General features: G+C 66.0%; 22 protein-coding genes, 1 pseudogene and 1 riboswitch. Of the genes and pseudogenes, 7 read left to right on the top strand and 16 right to left on the bottom strand.

Annotated features, from left to right (window positions below; all coding sequences use genetic code 11):
• Positions 1–33: 33 nt before the first annotated feature.
• Together GK109_RS19095 and GK109_RS19090 are read right to left on the bottom strand one after the other, a co-directional pair.
• Positions 34–3,521, bottom strand: a pseudogene (locus GK109_RS19095) (DNA polymerase III subunit alpha).
• The gene (locus GK109_RS19090) at positions 3,518–3,853 is read right to left on the bottom strand and encodes a DUF6504 family protein (protein WP_157242048.1); all 336 of its coding nucleotides are present in this window, start codon (positions 3,851–3,853) and stop codon (positions 3,518–3,520) included. Before GK109_RS19090 ends, GK109_RS19095 begins: the two are co-directional and overlap by 4 nt.
• Positions 3,854–4,010: 157 nt before the next feature.
• Between GK109_RS19090 and GK109_RS19085 the strand changes: the two genes are divergently transcribed.
• Complete coding sequence (locus GK109_RS19085; protein ID WP_157242047.1) at positions 4,011–4,400, top strand: hypothetical protein; 390 nt, start codon at positions 4,011–4,013, stop codon at positions 4,398–4,400.
• Positions 4,401–4,419: 19 nt separating this feature from the next.
• Here GK109_RS19085 and GK109_RS19080 read toward each other — a convergent pair whose 3' ends face one another.
• Positions 4,420–4,740 carry a chorismate mutase gene (locus GK109_RS19080; protein ID WP_157242046.1) on the bottom strand — a complete coding sequence of 107 codons (321 nt, stop codon included), beginning with the start codon at positions 4,738–4,740 and terminating at the stop codon, positions 4,420–4,422.
• A 19-nt stretch (positions 4,741–4,759) separates the two neighbouring features.
• Between GK109_RS19080 and GK109_RS19075 the strand changes: the two genes are divergently transcribed.
• Positions 4,760–5,182, top strand: a complete 423-nt coding sequence (locus tag GK109_RS19075; RefSeq protein WP_157242045.1) for a VOC family protein — start codon at positions 4,760–4,762, stop codon at positions 5,180–5,182.
• 27 nt (positions 5,183–5,209) lie between these two features.
• Here the strand turns inward: GK109_RS19075 and GK109_RS19070 are convergent, their stop codons facing one another.
• Positions 5,210–5,971: an SOS response-associated peptidase gene (locus GK109_RS19070; protein ID WP_157242044.1), complete on the bottom strand. Its 762-nt coding sequence runs from the start codon at positions 5,969–5,971 to the stop codon at positions 5,210–5,212.
• 139 nt (positions 5,972–6,110) lie between these two features.
• On the opposite strand from GK109_RS19070, the gene GK109_RS19065 reads away from it, so the two are divergent.
• Positions 6,111–6,368 (top strand): mycoredoxin, encoded by a 258-nt coding sequence (locus GK109_RS19065; protein WP_104998100.1) that lies wholly within the window; start codon positions 6,111–6,113, stop codon positions 6,366–6,368.
• A gap of 21 nt (positions 6,369–6,389) precedes the next feature.
• On the opposite strand, the gene GK109_RS19060 is transcribed toward GK109_RS19065, so the two are convergent.
• The gene (locus GK109_RS19060) at positions 6,390–7,163 is read right to left on the bottom strand and encodes a biotin/lipoate A/B protein ligase family protein (RefSeq protein ID WP_370460703.1); all 774 of its coding nucleotides are present in this window, start codon (positions 7,161–7,163) and stop codon (positions 6,390–6,392) included.
• Between GK109_RS19060 and GK109_RS19055 the strand changes: the two genes are divergently transcribed.
• Positions 7,156–7,548: a DUF2177 family protein gene (locus GK109_RS19055; RefSeq protein ID WP_157242043.1), complete on the top strand. Its 393-nt coding sequence runs from the start codon at positions 7,156–7,158 to the stop codon at positions 7,546–7,548. The two genes, GK109_RS19060 and GK109_RS19055, sit on opposite strands and share 8 nt — an antisense overlap.
• Positions 7,549–7,559: 11 nt before the next feature.
• Here the strand turns inward: GK109_RS19055 and GK109_RS19050 are convergent, their stop codons facing one another.
• The 3 genes from GK109_RS19050 to GK109_RS19040 all read right to left on the bottom strand — a co-directional run bounded on the left by GK109_RS19050 (position 7,560) and on the right by GK109_RS19040 (position 10,751).
• Positions 7,560–9,272, bottom strand: a complete 1,713-nt coding sequence (locus tag GK109_RS19050) for an ABC1 kinase family protein (protein WP_370460702.1) — start codon at positions 9,270–9,272, stop codon at positions 7,560–7,562.
• A gap of 5 nt (positions 9,273–9,277) precedes the next feature.
• On the bottom strand, positions 9,278–9,820 hold the full coding sequence (locus GK109_RS19045) for a PadR family transcriptional regulator (protein WP_157242041.1): 543 nt from the start codon (positions 9,818–9,820) through the stop codon (positions 9,278–9,280).
• Positions 9,821–9,947: 127 nt separating this feature from the next.
• Positions 9,948–10,751 carry a thioesterase family protein gene (locus tag GK109_RS19040; protein WP_157242040.1) on the bottom strand — a complete coding sequence of 268 codons (804 nt, stop codon included), beginning with the start codon at positions 10,749–10,751 and terminating at the stop codon, positions 9,948–9,950.
• A gap of 185 nt (positions 10,752–10,936) precedes the next feature.
• Between GK109_RS19040 and GK109_RS19035 the strand changes: the two genes are divergently transcribed.
• Positions 10,937–11,614, top strand: coding sequence for an endonuclease/exonuclease/phosphatase family protein (locus GK109_RS19035; protein WP_157242039.1), 678 nt, complete (start codon positions 10,937–10,939; stop codon positions 11,612–11,614).
• Here the strand turns inward: GK109_RS19035 and GK109_RS19030 are convergent.
• Positions 11,611–12,114: an NUDIX domain-containing protein gene (locus GK109_RS19030; RefSeq protein ID WP_157242038.1), complete on the bottom strand. Its 504-nt coding sequence runs from the start codon at positions 12,112–12,114 to the stop codon at positions 11,611–11,613. The two genes, GK109_RS19035 and GK109_RS19030, sit on opposite strands and share 4 nt — an antisense overlap.
• Before the next feature lie 55 nt (positions 12,115–12,169).
• The gene (locus GK109_RS19025) at positions 12,170–12,367 is read right to left on the bottom strand and encodes a DUF1918 domain-containing protein (RefSeq protein WP_104999751.1); all 198 of its coding nucleotides are present in this window, start codon (positions 12,365–12,367) and stop codon (positions 12,170–12,172) included.
• 131 nt (positions 12,368–12,498) lie between these two features.
• On the opposite strand from GK109_RS19025, the gene GK109_RS19020 reads away from it, so the two are divergent.
• A complete protein-coding gene (locus tag GK109_RS19020) occupies positions 12,499–13,005 on the top strand; it encodes a metallophosphoesterase (RefSeq protein ID WP_157242037.1) in 507 nt (168 codons plus the stop codon).
• A gap of 74 nt (positions 13,006–13,079) precedes the next feature.
• On the opposite strand, the gene GK109_RS19015 is transcribed toward GK109_RS19020, so the two are convergent.
• The 4 genes from GK109_RS19015 to GK109_RS19000 are packed head-to-tail and all read right to left on the bottom strand — an operon-like array spanning position 13,080 to position 15,805.
• Positions 13,080–13,535: a DUF1810 domain-containing protein gene (locus GK109_RS19015; RefSeq protein ID WP_157242036.1), complete on the bottom strand. Its 456-nt coding sequence runs from the start codon at positions 13,533–13,535 to the stop codon at positions 13,080–13,082.
• A complete protein-coding gene (locus GK109_RS19010; protein WP_157243149.1) occupies positions 13,519–14,088 on the bottom strand; it encodes a DNA alkylation repair protein in 570 nt (189 codons plus the stop codon). Before GK109_RS19010 ends, GK109_RS19015 begins: the two co-directional genes overlap by 17 nt.
• A complete protein-coding gene (locus GK109_RS19005) occupies positions 14,085–14,444 on the bottom strand; it encodes a TraR/DksA C4-type zinc finger protein (RefSeq protein WP_157242035.1) in 360 nt (119 codons plus the stop codon). Before GK109_RS19005 ends, GK109_RS19010 begins: the two co-directional genes overlap by 4 nt.
• A 20-nt stretch (positions 14,445–14,464) precedes the next feature.
• Positions 14,465–15,805 carry a lytic transglycosylase domain-containing protein gene (locus tag GK109_RS19000; protein WP_157242034.1) on the bottom strand — a complete coding sequence of 447 codons (1,341 nt, stop codon included), beginning with the start codon at positions 15,803–15,805 and terminating at the stop codon, positions 14,465–14,467.
• Positions 15,806–16,044: 239 nt separating this feature from the next.
• Positions 16,045–16,245: riboswitch (cyclic di-AMP (ydaO/yuaA leader) on the top strand.
• A gap of 3 nt (positions 16,246–16,248) precedes the next feature.
• Here GK109_RS19000 and GK109_RS18995 point away from each other — a divergent pair.
• Positions 16,249–17,082 carry a LysM peptidoglycan-binding domain-containing protein gene (locus GK109_RS18995; protein WP_370460701.1) on the top strand — a complete coding sequence of 278 codons (834 nt, stop codon included), beginning with the start codon at positions 16,249–16,251 and terminating at the stop codon, positions 17,080–17,082.
• Between the two features lie 147 nt (positions 17,083–17,229).
• On the opposite strand, the gene GK109_RS18990 is transcribed toward GK109_RS18995, so the two are convergent.
• Together GK109_RS18990 and GK109_RS18985 are read right to left on the bottom strand one after the other, a co-directional pair.
• Positions 17,230–18,705 carry a YdiU family protein gene (locus GK109_RS18990; protein ID WP_157242033.1) on the bottom strand — a complete coding sequence of 492 codons (1,476 nt, stop codon included), beginning with the start codon at positions 18,703–18,705 and terminating at the stop codon, positions 17,230–17,232.
• A complete protein-coding gene (locus tag GK109_RS18985; RefSeq protein ID WP_157243147.1) occupies positions 18,702–19,733 on the bottom strand; it encodes a ribonuclease Z in 1,032 nt (343 codons plus the stop codon). Before GK109_RS18985 ends, GK109_RS18990 begins: the two co-directional genes overlap by 4 nt.
• Positions 19,734–19,743 lie beyond the last annotated feature (10 nt).

The following is a 19,743-nucleotide window of genomic DNA, read 5'->3' as shown; positions in this document are numbered from 1 at the left end:
GCTCAGGCCCGACCAACGCGGCGCACCCGAGGATCAGCCGCCGAATCCCGTGATGGCGAGGGTCCGGGTGATTCCGTCCAGGGGGTGCCGGGCCTCCGGTTCCTGCGCCTGGGACTCCTGGAACGGCAAGGTTTCGGTGCGGCTCAGGTCCCAGGCCATGCTCGCGCTCAGGCTGATTCCCCGCGGGCCGGTCCGCCTGGTGGTGCCACGGATCAGGAGCAGCCGGGTTCCAAAGAGGAGCATTCCTGCCTTTTCCTGGGCTTCATGGAAGAAGACCGAATCGATGCAGCCGGTGCCGTCGTCGATGCTGATGAAAACTACCCGCCGGCCGCCCCGCATGGGCGGCGTCTGGGTTGCCACGCGAACCCCGGCCACCAATACTTCCGTCCCGTTCCGCAGGCCGAGGAGCTTGTCCGCCGTGGTGACTCCCAGCCTGTTGAGCATCGGCCGGTGGCTGTCCATCAGGTGGCTGCTGACATCAACAGCCATCAGGTCGAGTTCGGCCCGCACAGTTTCCACCAGGGTAGGCGCCGGCAGCCCGGGCTTGACGTTGCGCAGCTCAACATCCCCCAAAGGCAGGGAGAGCTGACCCTCGATAACCTCCACGCCTTTCCGTCCGCTGCCGGCACCTTGGAGTTTTTGCAGGTGTTGGACAAGGTCCGCACGGTTTGCGTTGCCGCCTGCCTCCCGGTGAAGGGAATCAAAAGCGCCCAGCTGGGCCAGCCGCTTGATGCTGGGCTTGCTGACCCTGGACCGTGCCCTCAGGTCTGCGAGTGAGTCAAAGGGCTGGCCGGCAACGATCCGCTTAAGTTCTGTTGCGGACAATCCGTAAATGCCGTTCAGGCTTAGCCTGATTCCCAGCTTTCCTGCATCCGGGCCTTGCTCTACCCGTTCCACCCGGTATTCTGCCTTGCTGCGGTTGATGTCCAACGGGAGGATCGGGATGCCCAGGCGCCGTGCTTCCGCTACCAGCAGCCTTTTGGGGTACATCCCGGGATCGTGCTCCCACAGCCCGGCAAGGAATGCTTCGGGATGGTGCGCCTTCAGCCAGGCCGACTGGTAGGTGGGGACTGCAAAGGCAGCACCATGCGCTTTGCAGAATCCGAAGCTTCCGAAGGCTTTCAAGGTCCCCAGACGTTGTCCACCACAACGGGCGCGTAGCCCCTTTCCCGGGCCGCTTTGCGGAAGAACTCCTCCACGCCCAACTCAAGGACCTCGTTGCCCAGGGCACGGCGGAACTCGTCCGCACGTGCCAGTCCGCAGCCTGTCATGACGTCGAAGGTCTTCAGGATCTGTTCGTGGAAAACGGTGACGCCGTGGGTCTCCGCGAGCACCGGTTTCAGGTCCGGATGGGGGTACACCTCGGGGGCGAATCCGTGCCTGTGCTCAAGGAAGGGCCGGACCATGTCCGATTTCATGGGGCCGGGGCGGAACAGTGAAATATCGATGATGAGGTCGTTGAATTCCCGGGGCGCCATCTTGCCAATGAGCTCACGCTGCCCGGGCGATTCAATCTGGAAGCAGCCCAGGGTGTGGGTGCTCCTGATCAGTTCAAAGGTGGCTTCATCGTCCAGCGGGACGGCATTGAGGTCGATGCGCCCGTTGTCGGCAATGTAGTCGGGACCGGTCCCGTCCGGACCAGGTGAATGCTTTCCGGCTGCCACCACTTCTTCCTTGGAGGGGTGGATGCGGATGACTTCCCGCACGGCAAAAGCCATGGCGCTCTGCATCCGGACCCCAAGGACATCAAGCTTGAGCATTCCCATGGGATCCATGTCGTGCTTATCGAACTGGCTCATGGGGAGGCCAAGTCCGCTGGGCTGCACGGGAGTGCGGTCCAGCAGGGTTGCGTCGCCAAGGATCACGCCGCAGGGATGCATGGAAATATGCCGGGGCAGCCTGTCAAGGCGTTCCGTCAGGTCCACCAGCAGATCAAGCTGCTGGTTTCCATCCAGGTCCCGCTGTTCCACCCGGCCGGCGAACTCCCGGAGCTCAGGTTTTTCCTGCAGCGCTTCACGGAAATTGCGGGCAGAAAAGCGCCACAACTGCTTGGCAATCTCCCCCACTTCGTCGCCGTCCATGCCCAGCGCCATGCCGGCGTCCCGCACTGCGCCCCTGGCCCGGTAGCCATTCTGCATGCTCATCAGGGTGACCCGCTCAGCACCAAAGCGCTCAAAAATCCGGTGGTAGACGTTGTGCCGCTCCGCGCTTTCAACGTCTATGTCAATATCCGGAAGGGTTGCCCGGTCCTGCGACAGGAAGCGTTCGAAAATGAGGTCATGCTGCAGGGGGTTCACCTGGCTGACGTCGATCAGGTAATTGACCAGGCTTGAGGCGCCGGATCCACGGGCTGCTGCCCGCACTCCCATTTCCTGGATCATGCGGGAGACCTCGGCAACTGTCAGGAAATAGGAGGAGAAGCCGAGGTTGCGGATGATGCCCAGTTCGTGATCGAGCCGGGAGCGCATCCTTTGTCCGGCAGTGCCGGTAATTCCCGGGAAGCGCCTGCTGATTCCAGCCTGGCACCGCTGGACCAGTTCAAGGTGCGGATCCTGGCTGATCCCGATGACTGAAGCTTCCGGCACCACGGGCTGCTTCCACCCCATGTCCGTGACCGGATCAATCCTGCAGAGGTCCGCCAGCGCCTCGGTCTGCGCCATCAGCTGCTTGAGGTCCGCTGCACCATAGCCTGCCGCAGAAATGATCTCCTTGCCCAGGCGGAGCATCTCCGCGGAGGATTTAAGCCAGCCTTGGCCTGTTGGCTGCAGCAGGGGTTCTTCCGCGAGTTGCGGCAGGGATTTCAGGGTGCGGGCTGAGTCGAGCACATCCGCGGTGGGCGCTCCGTCTGCAGCGCAGTACCTTACGGCGTTTGTCAGGATTGCAGGAACATGATGCTCTTCTGCCAGCTTGAGCATGCGGACAGCATGGGCGGTACTCAAGGGCTTTCCGGGTGCGCTGAGCTGGGAAACTATCTCGGCAACCAAAGTGCCTGCGGGCATGGCGTCCAACCATTGCTTGAAGAGGGTGCGCGGACGAAGGTAGCGCCGCCCGCCCATGGCGCGGCCGACGTCGGAATCAGGCCCGACCAGGACAGTCAGCACCGGTTTCAGGGTTTGGGGATCGAGGGTTCGGGAGGCAAGTTCGGCCCTGGTCACGGCGGCTGGAACTGTTCCCCCGGATTTCCCGGAGGTGCGGGCATGGGCATCTGATATCAGCCTGCAGAGCGCGCGGTAGCCCGCCCCGTTGTTGTTGCCCCGGGCCAGCACCACCACCCTGCCGGCAAGCTGGGTGCGGTGATCGCCGTCGTCGTCAAATACCGCAAGGTCAACACCCACAATGGGATCGATGCCCGCTCCCATGCATGCCTTGAGGTGTTTGATGGTTCCGTACATGCCGTCACGGTCAGTGCAGGCAAGGGCTGTTGCACCGTCAGCGGCGGCGGCCTGCGCCAGTTCCTCTGGCCAGGAGACGCCGTAGTGCGCACTGAAGGCAGTGGAGACGTGAAGATGGGTGAAGCTCATGCTGTCCTGGGCCGGAGTGCGTCATGGATGCGCAGCAGCCGCCAGCGGCCGCTTTGGATATGCCTGGTGAGGTCAAGCGTCAGGGTTTCTTCCGGCTCCTGGACTCCACGGACAGGGTGGTCAGGCCGCACCTGGACCCGCCAGATTTCGTGGTCCACCAGTCCGCGGCCGCTGCCAAGCGGAGCGCGGCTTTCTTCCGCCCACCATTGCCGGCGTTCGTACCAGCGCACCGGTTCAGCACAAACAGCATAGGAACGTCCTGCCCACAGCAGGCGCTGCGGTTCGCCGTCGGCGGTGCACTCGACGTCCACGGATTGGCTGAACATGCCCATGGCGCCTCCCGGATCTCATCTGGCTTATTCGAATACTTGTTCGAATAAGCCCAGTCTACCCCTGCCCTGAACGTGCGCAAAGAAGGTTCAGGGGAAGGACTGAGGAGAATGGCGCGCAAGGGTGGACGGACCGATCGACAGGGAGCAGGATGGTGCCATGAGCACCCAAGACGCACTTCTTAAGCAGGCAAGCATCTCAACCCAGGACTCCACCGTGGTGGCCACGTTCAATATAGACGGCACCATCCCGGCGTCCGGTGCTTACGTGGTAGGTCTGGTAGGGGCTACTCCGGACTATTCAACACAACGGCGGCTATGCATTGAGTTCATGAACGGGGAGGCGATTGCCTTTTATTCATTCAACCGTGAACAGGGAGTCGAAGAAGACTACGACCTGTCCGGTGTGACCCACTCCGACAGCACCATTACGGGCAGCTTTCCCCTGGCGGCCTTGAACGGCCTTGGCAAGGGGCATGTCATGTCAGCCTTCAGCGAGGCCGAGGGCAGGGAATTCCAGCACGGCGTCCCCGTGGAGGAACACCTCTAAACAAGGGCTTGCGGGCAGTTCAGCTGTTCCCTTTGTGGACCCGCATTTCCAGTTCGATGAAGCCGGAGATCATTGCCCGGTACGTGGACTCCACAATGTCCGGGTCGATGTCTTTTTTCTCGGCTGCCGAGCGGACATGCTCAATGATCCGTTCCACGCGCCCGGGCGCACGGACCTCGGCGTCATCACCCTTGAGGGTTCCGGCAATCCGGATCAGCCGTTCCCGGCGGGCGATGAGGGTGACAATCTGCTCATCCACCTCGTCGACAGCAATGCGGACCGCAGCGAGCTGTTCCTTGTCGGCCAAAGCATCTCGATCATTTCCTTGAATTGTCGCCATCGTCTGACAGTATCGAAGCATGCAGCCCAGAGTCGACTTCATCTCACTAGGTGTCCGCAGCGTTTCCGCCTCCCGCGCGTTCTATGTGGACGGCCTTGGCTGGCCGGTCCACCGTGAACTTGAGGGTGATGTTGTGTTCATCCAGGTGAACCACGGTTTGGTGCTGTCCCTGTGGGACGTGCGCCAGATGCAGGCTGACGCCGGCGTCAGTCCGCCCGGTCCGGTTCCCTGCATCACGCTTAGCCACAACCTTCCGTCCACTGAGGACGTGGACCGGGTCATGGAAGAAGCGGCCGCGGCGGGGGCTGCCATCATCGCGGAGCCCATCACCCAGCCGTGGGGCGGGTACAGCGGATACTTCGCCGATCCGGACGGCTTCCGGTGGGAGGTTGCCTACAACCCCGCCTGGAGAGTGGACGACGACGGCGCGGTCACCGTGTAGCGCTTGCCGCGGGTCCGCGACGGACTGCTAGAAGAGGGCCTCCACGGGCCGGATGAGTTCCGGCCCGTTGTTCCGGACGTTGCCGACTTCTTTTCCCACAGAGTCCACGCGCCAGTCCGCCGCCACGTCCTTGACCCCCGCCCGCACCAGGTCCACCAGGCCGGCGGCGTCGTCCGCGGCTGGGTCGAGCCATGCCCGCATCGTTGCTTTGTCCATCGGCAGCGGCACGCGGTCATGCAGGGCCGTCAGTTTTCCAAACACCGTTGACTCGCTGCCGGGCGGCGGGGTGTCAGTGGTCAGGATGGCCGTGGAGAGCATCCAGCCGCCCGGCTCCCCCGCCGGCCACGCGGGATCCTTCCACCACTCATAGAGCCCTGCGAAGACCAGGCCCTTACCCCCGTCCGGATGGACATAGTACGGCTGCTTCGACTTTCCCGGCCCCTGCTTCCATTCGTAGTATCCATCTGCCGGGACCGCGCAGCGGCGCGACCTGGCGGCCTTGCGGAACGCCGGCTTCTCAAGCACGGACTCACTGCGTGCGTTGATCATCCGCGAGCCGATGCCCGGGTCCTTGGCCCAGGACGGGACCAGCCCCCACCGGGCAACATGGAGCTGGCGCACCTGCCTGGCAGCCGGCCCGTCATCCACCAGGCGTTCAAGGACGATGGGAACGCCGTCCGTCGGGGCGACATTCCACGACGGAGGAATGTTCACCTCGTCCTCCAGTTCGGCGTCGAACTCGGCCAGGAGGTCCCCCACGGCACGGGCCATGACATAGCGTCCACACATGGCTCCAGCATGCCACCGGCGCCAGATGGTGTCATCCGAAGGACATATGAACGACCCGCGGCCTCTGTTGGCCGGGAATAGGCACCGCCGCGTTACCGTTGTCAGGAACGAAACCGTCAACGACACAGAGGAGAGCTCCGTGGACTTCACTCCCGACTCCGGCACCATCACCATGTTTTCCACTACCTGGTGCGGCTACTGCAACCGGCTGAAGAAGCAGCTGGATGCCCAGGGCATCGGCTACACCGAGATCAACATCGAGGAAGTGGAAGGCACTGCCGAACTCGTGGAGCAGCTTAACGGGGGCAACCGCACGGTACCCACCGTCCTCTTCCCGGACGGCACCGCGGCCACGAATCCGTCCGCAGCCGAGGTCAAGACCCGCCTCGCAGCCTAGGCGTTAACGCCATCGCGCGGGTCATGCCCCCAGGCTGCTGAAGGAAGCGGCCTTCAGGACGGCATGGCCCGCGTAGGCGGCAAGCAAGGCATTTTCCACCGCGGCAACGTCCACGCCAGGGACCAGGTCTTCGACCGCACCTGCCGTGGCGGGGTTCCAGTCCAGCCCCAGGGCGGCATAGCTGTCGGTCAGCACCTTGCGGATGGGCGCAGAGTTTTCCACCACAATGACGGAACTGAAGAGCCAGCCGCCGGCCACTACGCGTTGCGCCGTGCCCACCAGCTTCACCTGGTGGCCGCCGTCAGTCGGGTCGGTTCCGTGCACGCTGAACTCGCCGGGGCAGTATTCGCCCGGAATCTCGCCCACGGCCGCCTGAACGCCGACGCTGCGCAGTACCTCCGCAAACAGCTCCCCAAAGTAACCGAACCTGGTTTTGGAGCCTGCGATGGCGTCGGCGTCCGGTTGAAGGTGGTCCACCACCAGGGTCCCCTCGTGGTAGGCGGCCGCCCGCCCCCCTGCCCGGCGGACCAGGGGCTCGAAGCCGTTGGCCCTGCACGCCCGGGCAGCCGCCTCAAAGCCCGGCAACCGGGTGTCACGCTGGCCGAAGGCCACGGTGGGCGCAGGCCGGTAAAGCCGGAGCGTGGGGCCAATGTCCCCCTTCTTCACCCGTGCCAGGAGTTCCAGGCCGAGCTCCAGGTCACGGCCCGCGCCCAGCGACTTTTCCTGCCGCACAACGGTTAGCGTGCGGGGCCCCGGGCCGTCGTCGTACATGTTGCTATGCTCCCCTATGGTCATATTGCAGTTCCTGGTGGTCGCCGCCGCCTTCGCGGCGATTGACGCCGTCTGGCTCAAGCTGATGAATCCCTTTTACCGCAGCCACATCGGCGAGCTGCTGGCGGATAAACCACACCTAGGTTACGCCGTCGCCTTCTATGTCATTTACATCGCCGGGATTGTGTTTTTCGCCCTCCGGCCTGCCCTCGACGGCGGCAGCTGGCTCACTGCCCTGGGTTACGGCGCGGCATTGGGCGCCTTCGCCTACGCCACCTACGACCTCACCAATGCCGCCACCCTGAAGGTGTGGCCGCTGCAGCTGATCGTGGTGGACATGCTGTGGGGCGCCGTACTCACCGGGCTGTCCACGGTTGCCGGCTGGCTTGTATTCCAGGGACGCGCCTGACGCTGACGCGGTCACGGGCCGCGGCGGCCCGCCCACAGCCCGTGCAGCAGCGGGACCACGGACCCGGCCATGAGGACGCTGCCCAGGACAAGGTCGTCTGCCCGCACCACGGCGCCGGCAATGAGCAGGGCCGCAAAAACAAGGGCCGACGCCGACCGCCGGGCCCTGCGGTCCAGCCGGGCGAGCTGCCGCTCAATGCGGGGATTAGCCACCGCAAGCGACCCCTCCTCGAGGCGGCCGGCCAGTGCCTCCAGGCGTTTGGGCAGGCGCAGGGCGATCGCCGCGGCGTCGAGGGCCTGCTGAACCACGTCCTGCACGAGGTTGCCGCGCTCGTCCCGCAGCAGCCGGGCCGCATACGGTTCCACCGAGTCCCACAGGTTGAAGCGTTCATCAAGCGAGCTGCAGACACCGGACGTCAGTGACATCGCCCGGATGATCAGCAGGAAGTTCTCCGGGAACTGGAACGGCAAAGAGCGGATAACGTCCCCGAATTCCACGCCGAAATCGCGGAACTCCTTGGGATCCACTTCACGAAGCTCGGCAAACCCCATCCCGCCGAAGCGGGCGAAGAGGTGCGTCATGGCCCTTTCCAGCTCCATGATGTCCGCCGACGGCGCCAGCACGCCGACGTCGTTGATCGCCGCCACCAGCCCCTTGCCGTCACGCGCGGCGGCCGCAATCAGCAGCTTCCTCAGCCCGCTGCGCGTGGAGTCGGTGACCTCGCCCATCATGCCGAAGTCGATGAACGTCAGTTTCCACGGATGTCCCCCCGAGCCGGCGGAAACAGGAGTGACGAAGATGTTGCCCGGGTGCGGATCCGCGTGGAAGAACCCGGTGGTGAACAACTGGTCGAACATAACGGACGCGAACACCGGGGCCACTTCGGCCGGATCGATGCCGGCGGCGCGAAGGGCTCCGGCCTCCGTGATCTTGATGGCCGTGACATCTTCAAGGGTAAGGACGCGCCGGGTGGTCCGCTCCCACGCGACGCGCGGCACGCCGACCCTGTCATCAGCTGCAAACGCGGCCTCGAAGCGCTCGGCATTTGCCGCCTCGTGCAGGTAGTCGATCTCCTCGAAACTCGTCTGCGCGAACTCCTCGACCAGCGCCGGGACGTCCGCACGGCTGGAAACCAGGCGGATGCGGCTGAGCCACCCTCCCACCTTGCGCAGGGCCGCCAGGTCGACGTCGACAATCCCGTCGATGCCCGGACGCTGCACCTTCAGGACCACGTTGCTGAGCCCGGTGTCGGCGGCGTCGGCGGGCAGGAGGCGGGCGCGGTGCGCCTGGCCCAGCGAGGCGGCCGCGACCGGCACCTCCTCGACGAAGGCGAACACCTGCTCAAGCCGGGCGCCCAGTTCCTTCTCCGCAAGGGCGCGGATCGCGGGAAACGGAACCGGAGGGACTTCGTCCTGCAGCCCCTCAAGCTCCCTGGTGATCTCGGGCGGAAGGACGTCGAGCCTGGAGGACAGGAACTGCCCCACCTTGATCATCAGGCCGCCCAGTTCCACTGCCATCAGGTGGAAGTTCCGGGCGAAGCCCTGCATTCTCTTCGAACGTGTCCGCCCGGCGATGCGCGCAAGTCCGATCCGCGGGAGGAAGAGCTCAAACCACCACGTCACAGCCAGGTTCCACGCGGCAAAGCGAAGGATGCGGCGGTAGCGGGCGCGGGTGCCTCCGGCGCCGGGTACCCGGGCAGGGCGGTCCCGGCGGACGAACGCCACCCGCGTCAGTCCTGGGCGAGGATCGAATAGATCCGGCGCCGCGCCTCATCGAGCACTGCCACGGCCTGCCGCACCTGCTCCGGTGAACCCGTGCGGCCAACCTGGGCTGCAGCCTGGGCCAATTCCACACCGGCCTTGGGCAGGGCCGTAAACCCGCCGGCCTGGGAACCCGCTGATTCCCAGGGGGCCGCCGCGGCATGGTCGTTGGCCACTTCCTCACGGCCGGCCTCTGTCAGCGAATAGATCTTGCGGCTGTTGGACTCTTCCGCGCGGATGGTCCCCTCGTCCGCGAGCAGCTGCAGCGTGGGGTAGACCGAGCCGGCGCTTGGCTTCCAGCTGCCGTTGCTGCGCTCCTCGATTTCGCGGATGATCTGGTAGCCGTGCATGGGCCGCTCCGCCAGGAGGGCCAGCACGGCGGCGCGGACCTCGCCTTTGCCGGCGCGGGTTCCTGCGCGCTTTTCGAACCGGGAACGCAGTTCCTCGACGGCCTGCCACATGCCATCGATGTTGGTCCCGCCGAATCCGCCGGATTGATATGAACCACGCATGATGTTCTCCCTTGTGAATCCTGAACGATATACAACGATACTCAACGACACAGGCTCGGAGCTAGGGGCAGGGGAGATTTCATGAGCGCGCGGCTTCGGCCTCTGCGGCCGAAATCCGCGCGCAATGTCAGGTTCTGCGGATGGTGAGAATCTGCTCGGCACGCCCGAACGGACCCTGGAGGTCGTGCAGCACGGTGGATGTCAGGCCAATCCCGTCTCCGCCGAACGACACAGCATTGTCCAGGCCCAGCCATTCCCCCTCGGGGCGGCGGTACATGTGGATCTGGAGGTCCAGGTTGGGGAAGGCATAACTGTCCTTGCCCGGGGGGACCCGGGCCGCAATACCGTTGGCGGTGTCCACGAGCCCCATGAGCCGGGCAAGGTCGCCGCTGTCGCCACGGTCCGTCAGGGGGTGGTCTGTCCGGAGCCAGACCTTTCCGGCGCCCGGCCGGTGCCCTTCCGCCACCCTCATTTCAAGGGAGCGGATGTAGCCGCCCGGCCAGACGGACGCGCCGTCGTATGGCTTGCAGTCCTCCGGTCCGGGAATCGGGTTGTCTTCGATGGCCGCCACTTCGGTGGTATCGCTGGTGACCAGCCGCCAGGCGGTGGCGCGAATGGCAGTCCGCCCGCCGGCCACCAGTTCCGCCTGGAGGAGTTCGATGGTCTTCCCCGGCCGGAGGGTGGTGGTTTCGATATGGAAGGCGCCGCCCGGGATGAGCCCCAGGATCTCGTAGCTGATCCGCGCCATCCGCATGTCCGCCCGCGGCTCATGCCGTTCCAGGCTGTCCGCCATCAGGCCTGACGCGGGCGCCATGTGCTGCTCGTGCACGTTCCAGGCACCCTGGGCATGGATGGTGGAACGGAATCGTCCCCCGCCCAGGTTCAGGTAGTAGAAGCTTCCTGCGGCCAGTTCAGGCAAGTCTGCGGTCAAAGCGCGCCCCTCCGGTGATACTCAGTGAATTGGCCTTAACTCTATCCGCCGTCCCCCGGACGGGCGGCAGAGGCGGTCTGCCGAGGGAGACTTGGCCGGACGCGGCGAAATGTTGGAGCCGGACAGGATTGATCCGACTAGACTCGGAAACTGGTCCTGTCAGCAACCCTCGGAAGAGGTGTTCCATGCGTGTCATCAGCTACAACCTCCGCAAACACAAGGCGAGCGGTGAACTCCTCGCCCTGGCGCGGAACCATGACATTGATGCGCTCTGCCTCCAGGAGGTGGATTCCAGTGACCTCCCCGAGACGCTGGGGCCGCTGCACCTGGCGGATGCCACCAAGGGCAACCGGCTGGGGCTGGCCATCTATTACCGGATGAGCCGCTTCACTGCCCTGGACACCCAGTCCTTCGCGCTCAAGAAGTCAATGCACGACCGGGTCCTGGCCCCGGCCCATGAGCGGCTGATCGGCACCCGGGTGATGGACAACGAGACGCAGCATGAGCTGGTCATCGGCTCCTTCCACGCCGCGCCCCTCACGGCTTCGAACTCGCTGCGGCGGAAGCAGATCCACGCCGCCCATGCCGAGCTGCTCAGCATGGGCAAAGGCCTGATGACCCTGATGGTGGGCGACTTCAACTATCCGTTCTTCACGAAGAACCTGGACCTGCACATGAAGAACTCCGGCTATGCCCTGTCGCTCAGCAACAGGCGCACCTACACCCGGTACAAGGTATTCAAGGGCCACTTCGATTTTGCAACGTCACTGGGCCTCGACATCGAAAGCGTCGAAACGCTTCCACGCGGGAACTCGGACCACCTCCCGATCCTGGTCACCGCCGAATACGGTCCGGACTACTAGGCCCCAAGCCGTTCACGCAGGCCGGGCCACGATGCCCCGAAGCCCGGGTGCAGTTCGAGGCAGTCCACATCGGCCACCGGCACCCACCGCAGTTCGAGGCTTTCGGGATCACTGATCACCGGATCAAAGGGCTCCCTGACCAGCACCACCACCGTGGTGTAGGACCAATAACCCACGTCAAAGAAGGACGTGAAGAGAAGGTCGACATTGCCGGCGGGTACGGCAGCTTCCTCGAAGGCTTCCCGGAGCGCGCCTGTGACGGGCTCCTCGCCATGATGGAGCGCCCCTCCGGGCAGGCCCCACGTCCCCCCGTTGTGGCTCCAGACAGCCCGGTGCTGCAGCAGCACGCCTTTGTCCGGATCGTACGCCAGCACTCCGGCTGCACCGAACCGCCCCCAGTAGCGGCCGCGGTCCCCTTCGACCCAGGCGTCGCCCGGGTCCCGGGGACCGGTGCGGACGGGCGGGGCTGAGGACGCAGTGGAAACCGAAAAGTGATCCATCGTTCCAGTCTGACAGGTGCCGTGGACGGGGTGCACCTGCCGTGCCGGATGTCAGTCAGGCCTGGTTCGCGTGGCCGCGTTCGACGGCGAAATCACCGCCGGGGTACATGATGGTTTCGTGTCCGTCATCAAAGCGGACGAGGTAGGGCGGCGTCCCGCCCTGGCCCCGCACCTCCAGGATCACCCCGTGCCGGTCTGTGGCCCCAACGGTCCTTCCATGGACGATGATGCGGTCGCCTTGCGTTGCCTCCATGGCAATCACCTCCCAGCCCAAGAGTACGACTGCCTACCCGGCGGGGAAAGGGCGAAGGAGAAAGTGCGGAGGGAAATGGAGTGCATGGCGGCGAGGTGGGGAAAGAGCCGTGCCATGGCAGGATTTTAACCATGCCGCTGCATCTTGTGCTGGTTGCCGATACCCATGTCCCGAAGCGCGCCCGGGCCCTCCCCGCACAGCTGTGGTCCGCCGTCGAAAGCGCCGACATGGTGTTGCACGCCGGCGACTGGGTTGACGCGTCCCTCTTGGATGAGTTTGAACAGCGGAGCCGCTCGCTGCTGGGCGTCTACGGAAACAATGACGGGCCGCAGCTGCGCCGGCGGTTGCCGGAAGTTGCCACGGCCACCCTCGAGGGAGTCAACTTTGCGATGGTCCACGAAACCGGCCAGGCAAAGGGACGTGAGGCACGCTGCGAAGCGCTGTACCCGGAGGCGGACGTCCTGGTCTTCGGGCATAGCCACATCCCGTGGGACACCACCACCCCGCGCGGCCTGCGCCTGCTGAACCCGGGTTCACCCACCGACCGCCGCCGGCAGCCGGCCTGCACTTACATGACCGCCGTCGTGGACGCCGGCCGGCTGGCCGACGTCCGCCTGGTGGAGGTTTCCCGCGGCTGACGGGAGGCGGGAAGGGACGGGGTCGACAGGGGCCGCGTACTGCCTGCGCCGGAACAGTAGACGTGCTTGGCTTTTCAGTCCTGGTCCTGCTCCGCGAGCAGGGCGTCGGTGGCCTCGTCCGGCTGGCCGTCAAAGAACTGGGCAAGGACGGTCTTGAACACTGTTTCGCCGGGCGCGGCGCGGAGGAACAGGGTCATGGACGAGTGCAGCTTCCTGGCATCGATGCCGCCCAGGATTTCCTCGGCAGTGCGCCCGGCGTGGTTGCTGAACGCCAGGGCGCACTCCAGGAGCCGCGGGCCCAGGACCTCGTGGTCCAGGTACGCCCGGGCTTCGGCCAGCGAAGTGATGGCATATTTCCGCGAGGTCGGGCTTTGCCCAAGGCCGGCGAGCTGCGGAAAGATGAACCACATCCAGTGGCCGGCCTTGTTGCCGAGCTGAAGCTCAGCCAAGGCCTGCCCGAAGGTCCCGCCCTCGCCTGCGCCGCTGTCCTGGGCTGACACGAAGCGTTTCAGGTCATAGGGATCGTTCATAGCTGTCTCCTTTGTGGGGGGCCTCAGTGCCGGACTGCTGCCCAATGCAGGCCGCAGCCCTGCGCAGCCGCCCGTCCGGGTCCTGGCTCCACCTGGCAAGGACCACACCTGCGCGCTGCCGGTCGCGTCCTGCCAGTCCAGCCAATAGCGGCAACACTACGTCGGACAGCAGGGGGTCCACCAACTCGGGGCTTTCCGCGGAACGAAGGAAGCCCTCGATCCGGGTCAGGTCGGAGTGCAGCAGGAGGCCGGCCCTTGACTGCAGGAGCACCACGGCGGCCAGGCGGCGCTCAAAAACCGGCCTGCTGCCAGGTTTCGGCTGGCCCCACAGCCGGGACGCCAGCTGGAGCACGGCATCGTGGTCCAGCTCCTTGAACTTCCGCAGGGCGTCCCGGACCGTTCCCCGGACGGCGCCCACCGAAGAGCCGTAGGAGGACAGCGCCCCGCCCAGCCGGGACTCGACGTCGTCCGCCCGGTACCAGGCGCCTTCATTCTGCAGGGTGCGGTCGATGAACGCCGCGGCGGCCGCCACACAGTCGGTCCCGCCGTTCATCGGCCACGTCCCGCGGCTGCGTGCCGGATGCAGAACGGTGTCCACGGCCTGGCCTCCAGCCTTCCCTCCGCGATAGGTTCTGCACAAACCGCACAGATGCCGTACGTGCCGGCGGCGATCCGGGCCAGGGCGGCCTCCACCTGGTCAAGGCCGGCGGTGCTTTGCTGCAGCAGGGCAGCTGCCTGGGACAGCTCGAAGGCAATGGTGGAACCCTCGGGATCGTGTTCGTCGTCGACGTTCGAATCCTGGCGCGCAGAGTTTGCCGAGGCAATGTCGGCGCGGAGCGCCGGGAGCAGTGCCACCTTCCGCTTCCGCTCCTCCTCGAGGAGGACGCGGAATCTTTCGAAATCAGGCATGGGAAAAGCCTAGCGCGGTGTCAGTACCAATTCCTGGCCACGGAGTGGTTCCACGCCGAGCAGGGGGAACCGTACCGTTCGCGGATATATCCAAGGCCCCACTCGATCTGTGTCCGGTAATTGGTCAGCCAATCGCTGCCGGCGCTGGAATACTTGCCCGGCGGCAGCGCCTGCGGGATGCCGTAGGCACCGGAGTACGGGTTGGTGGCCGTTGTCAGCCAGTTCGATTCCTTGGTCCAAAGCCGGGCAAGGCAGAGGAACTGGTCCGATCCCCAGCCATAGGCCCCCAGCCTCCCCGAGGCGTAGCTTTTGGCACCGGCAGGATCGTTGACCGCACCCGCAGGAGCAGAGGGAATTACGACGGCGGGCGGGCTGGGCGGCGCGGCAGGCGCCGGAGCGGGGACAGGCGGAGCAGGATCCGCCGGCGCAGGGTTGCCGGCCGGAGGATTTTCAGGTGCCGGATCGGCAGGAGCCGGACGCACGGGGGCGGGAGCAGCAGATGGCTGCGCCTTTGCCGCCGCGGCGGCTGCGGCAGCCCGTCGTCGTGCCTCTTCCCCGGCCGCGGCCCTTTTCGCCTCCTGCGCTGCTTCATAAGCGGCCAGAGCCGCCTGTCCACGCCGGAATTCACCCTCAACCGCCGCCGTCGTGCCCTTCAGGGACGCCAACTGCTCGGTCAGCTCCCGGCTGCGCTGCTGTTCTTCCGTAAGCTGGCGTGCCATGGCTTCCTGGGCCGATCGGGCCGCCGCAAGCTTTTCCGCCGCCTCGCCGGACAGCCGTTCACGCTCGGCCCGGGCGGCTTTCTCCTGATCGGCCAGTGAAGCCGTGACTTTCCCCGCGGCTGCTGCCTTGTCCACAAGGCCCGCCGTTTTGCCGCCCACCAGATGCACCACGTTGAGCCCGTGGACATTGTTGTTCCCGATCGCATCCAGGGCCACGAAGAACCCCATGTTCGTACCGCCCGTTTTGTAGGACTGGGCGGCCAGGGCTCCGATGTCCTTCCTGTGGCGGATGAGTTCGGCTTTGGCGGTCCCGGCCTGTTCCGCCAGCGACTCCACTCGGGCAGTGGATGCTGCCAACGCGGCATCAGCCGCTGCAGACTCAGCGGCTGACGCCACCGCCGCGTTGCCCAAGGCCTCCGACTGCGCCTGCAGCCCGTCCAACAGGCCTGCGATCATACCGATCTCTTTTTCCGTGCCGGCCTCGGTCAGCTTGGCCCGCTCCACGTCCTCCCACGAGGGGTAGCCACCAGGCGGAACGCCCTCGGCCGCGCCGGCCGGAGTCAGCCAAACGCTGCCGGCGAGGGCGGCGGCCAGCAGTATCCCGGGCAGGCGGTGCCGGGCATTTAGAACGGAACGGGACATAGTTCGGAAGCTTACCGGCTTCAACCTTCACTTCAAGGATGAGGGGCCTGCATCGTTATACAGCAGAGACAAGCCATCGACTTTCCACGGTGAAAGCCTGAGCGTGCGCGCAGTGCCCGCGACCCAGAGTCGATTCGTTTGCATAAACCGAGAGGAGAACCTCGCATGTTACCCAAACGTGACAATCGGCGCCGGGGCGGGTTATGGTCTTAAGGTGTCCCTCCCAGACGGGACATTCCCCTCAGCTTGCCGAGCCCTGCCGCTGAACCGGGAACCATCGCTATCCAGCTGGCAGGGACGGGGGAACCAAGTTTCCACGGCCTCTCAAGAGGCCTTGGGGTTAAGTCGCTGGCGCCTCCGTTCCTTTCGGAGTTGCTCCCGGCCGGGTATCTCCAGCCCGAACCCGACAGCTCACCCCGCAGGCATGGGAGAGGCGATCAACTGTGTCAAAAATTTCCACCACCGCCCGTCATCGCGCAACTCCGGCCCGCTCCATCATCCTGGAAGGACTGGCTGTTTCGGCCAAGTCCCAAGCCAGGACCCTGGGCCGTCCGGCGCTCGCCGTCGCAGCCGCATCCGGCATTGCCTTCGGCGTCGGAGCCCCGGCGCACGCCGGTGTGACAGGTCCGGACACCACTGAGACCACTAACATCCAGGCCTCCGCCGCCCCGGCAGCAGCAGTTGCAGCCCCCGCCGCCGCGGCCGGAACCGTCCATACGGTTGTATCCGGCGACACGCTTGGCGCCATCTCGGCCGCTTACGGCGTGGCCCTGGGCGATGTCCTGGCAGCCAACGGGCTTTCAATCTCCGCGGTTATCTACCCCGGCGACCAGATCCAGATCCCGGGTGCAGGCTACGCCCCGGCAGCTCCGGCCGCCGCACCCGCCCCGGCACCCGTCCAGACCGCCGCTGCCACGGCACCGGCGAACACGGGGATGAACCTGTCCTACGCCTCTGCCAGCACCGGCACGGGCACCGGAGCAGCAATTCTCGCCTCGGCTTACAGCCAGGTGGGCGTCGGCCAGGACTGCACCGCGATGGTGGAGAACGCCCTGCGTTCCGTTGGCCTGAGCGTCGGCGACCTGGCTCCCGCCCAGTTCTTCCAGTACGGCACTGTTGTGGGTTCCCCCGCTCCCGGTGACCTCGTGATCACGGCCGGCCACGTGGGCGTTTACGCCGGCGACGGCCAGGTTGTCAGCGGCGGCGTGAACGGTTACAGCACCGAAGTCCACTCCATCAGCTGGCTGAGCGGCGCTTCCTTCGTCCGCGTAGCGTAACCAACGGCGACGGGGCAGTCCGCTCGCAGCGGGGCAGTCCCACCCTGTGGAAGGGGCTGGAAGGGGCGGCAGCCGGGTTTACCGGCTGCCGCCCCTTCCACGTTCTTAAGGGTCCTTGGGGCTCCCTTGGCTCCGCTGGAATTACGGCTAGGTGCCGCAGAAGGTCCGGTATTTGCCGAAGTCCTCCGGCGGTCCTTCCGTGTAGCGTTCCAGCCCCGGACGCTCCTGGAACGGGGACCGGACAACCTCAAGGAGGCGGTTAAACGGGTCAAGATCGCCCTCGGTGGCAGCGGCCAGTGCTTCCTCCACCAGGTGGTTCCTGGGGATGTACGCGGGGTTCACGCTGTCCATGAGTTCGGCGTCGGGCTTCAGCGCGGCCCAGCGTCCGGCCCAGGCATCGAAAGTCCCCAGGTGCAGCACCATGCCGCGGGCAGGCCTGGAGTTGCCCCGGGCGGCCTGTCCAAGGTTCCGGAAGAATTGCGTGTAGTCAACGGGTCCGTCCTTCAGCAGGCCGATCACGCCATCCACAAGGTCCGAGGCTTCGTCACGTTCCGGGCCTGCCGCAGGGCCGGCAGGCACGCCGAGCTTGGCCTTCATGCCCTCGAACCAGGCATCACTGTACCGGCCGCGGAACGTGCCTAGGGCCTCCACCGCGGGGCCGACAGCCTGTTCCTGGTCTTCGTTGAAGAGCGGCAGCATGGCCTCAGCGAGCCGGGCCAGGTTCCACTCGGCTACCACGGGCTGGTTCGCGTAGGCATAGCGGCCGCCTACATCGATGGAGCTATACACGGCGGCGGGATCAAACGCGTCCATGAATGCGCAGGGCCCGTAGTCGATGGTTTCCCCGGAGATGGTCATGTTGTCCGTGTTCATGACCCCGTGCACGAAGCCCACCAGCATCCACTTGGCCACGAGCTCCGCCTGGGCGGCGACCACTGCTTCAAACAGCGCCAGGTAGGGCTGTTCGGACCGGGCTGCAGCCGGATAGTGCCTGCTGATGGCGTGGTCCGCCAGCCGGCGCAGCAGGTCCATGTTCTCCGTGGCCCGGGCGTATTGGAAGCTGCCCACGCGGAGGTGGCTGCTGGCCACACGGGCCAGGACGGCGCCCGGCAGCATCGTGTCCCGGCGCACCGGCCGCCCGGTGGCTACGACGGCCAGGGCCCGCGTGGTGGGAATGTGCAGGGCGTGCATGGCCTCGCTCACAAGGTACTCCCGCAGCATCGGGCCGATGACGGCCCGGCCGTCGCCCGCGCGGGCGAAAGGTGTACGGCCGGAACCCTTCAGGTGCACATCCCGCAAGCGCCCGCCGTCGGCAACTATTTCGCCCAGCAGCAGCGCGCGGCCGTCGCCGAGCAGCGGTGAGTAGCCACCGAACTGGTGCCCGGCGTACGCCTGGGCTACGGGGGTCGCACCCGGGGGGAGGTAGTTGCCCAGCAGGAGGCGCACGCCTTCCGGCGTCCGCAGGTAGTCGGGTGCCAGCCCCAGCTCGGTCGCCAGCGCGTCGTTAAGGACCAAGAGTTCAGGCTCCGGCGCTTCCTCCGCCTGCCACGGAACGGCCAGCTCCGCCAGTTCACGGGCAAAGCGGCCCTCGAAGACGACAGTTGATTCTGCTGCAGCAGTCATGGGTTAACCCTATCGCCGTCGCTTGTCCGGCCGTTGATGAGCTCATCGGTGACCTCCCCGGCTCGAGGAATGGCATGGCCTGGCAGAGCGGTCCGTTCAGGTGCAGTGGACCGTTCCGGTGCCGTGACGCCATGCCCCGGCCAGCGGCGCCGCCGGGGCATGGGGACGCGTTGCAGGTCCTGCGCGGCGATGACGTCAGTATCCGCCGCACGGGCCCTGGCCTGGACCGCGAGCGGCGCGGCGTCCTCGCCGTACCGTGAGGAGAAGTGCGTCAGCACGAGGGTTCGGGCGGCTGCCCCCGCTGCCAGTTCCCCTGCCTGCCCGGCGGTGAGGTGACGGTACTGGCGCGCCAGCCCGCCGTCGTCATCGCTGAAGGTGGACTCCGCAACGAGGAGGTCGACGCCGTCGGCCAGCTCCTCGGCGCCCTCGCAGGGCGCCGTGTCCATTACGAAAGCGAAGCGCTGGCCGGGCCGCGGAATGCTGACATCATCGAGGCGGACGCCCGCAAGGCTGCCTTCATGCTGCAGGCGCCCGATCGCGGGGCCCGATATTCCTGCCGCGGCAAGGCGTTCAGGCAGCAGCGTGCGGCCGTCCGGTTCCACCAGCCGGTAGCCGTAGGTCTCAATGCGGTGCTTCAGCGGCCGGACGTCAAGGCCTTCGGCCACCGTCCCGCTTCCGCCGTGGGGGCGAAGCCTGAGGTCGATTCCCGGTGAACTGACAGACACGAGGGCGCGCACCACGTCTTCCCCGGATAACGGGTAGTGAAGATGGATAGGGTGCGCCACCCCGTCCAGGGCCATCCGCGACAACACCCCCGGCAGGCCAAAACAATGGTCTCCATGGACGTGGGTGAGGCAAATGCGGGTTATCTGGCTCGCCGGGATCCCCGCGTGGATCATTTGGCGCTGCGTGCCCTCGCCCGGGTCAAAGAGGAAACCTTCCCCGTCCCAGCGGAGCAGGTAGCCGTTGTGGTTCCTGGTCCGGGTGGGGACCTGGGAGGCCGTACCGAGGATGGTGAGGTCGCGCATGGCGGTGGGT

Origin of the sequence: Pseudarthrobacter sp. GA104, from assembly GCF_009741265.1 — a bacterium.
Lineage (GTDB): Bacteria > Actinomycetota > Actinomycetes > Actinomycetales > Micrococcaceae > Arthrobacter.
Note: the sequence above shows the minus strand (reverse complement) of the source record. Positions and strands in the feature narration are given on the sequence as shown.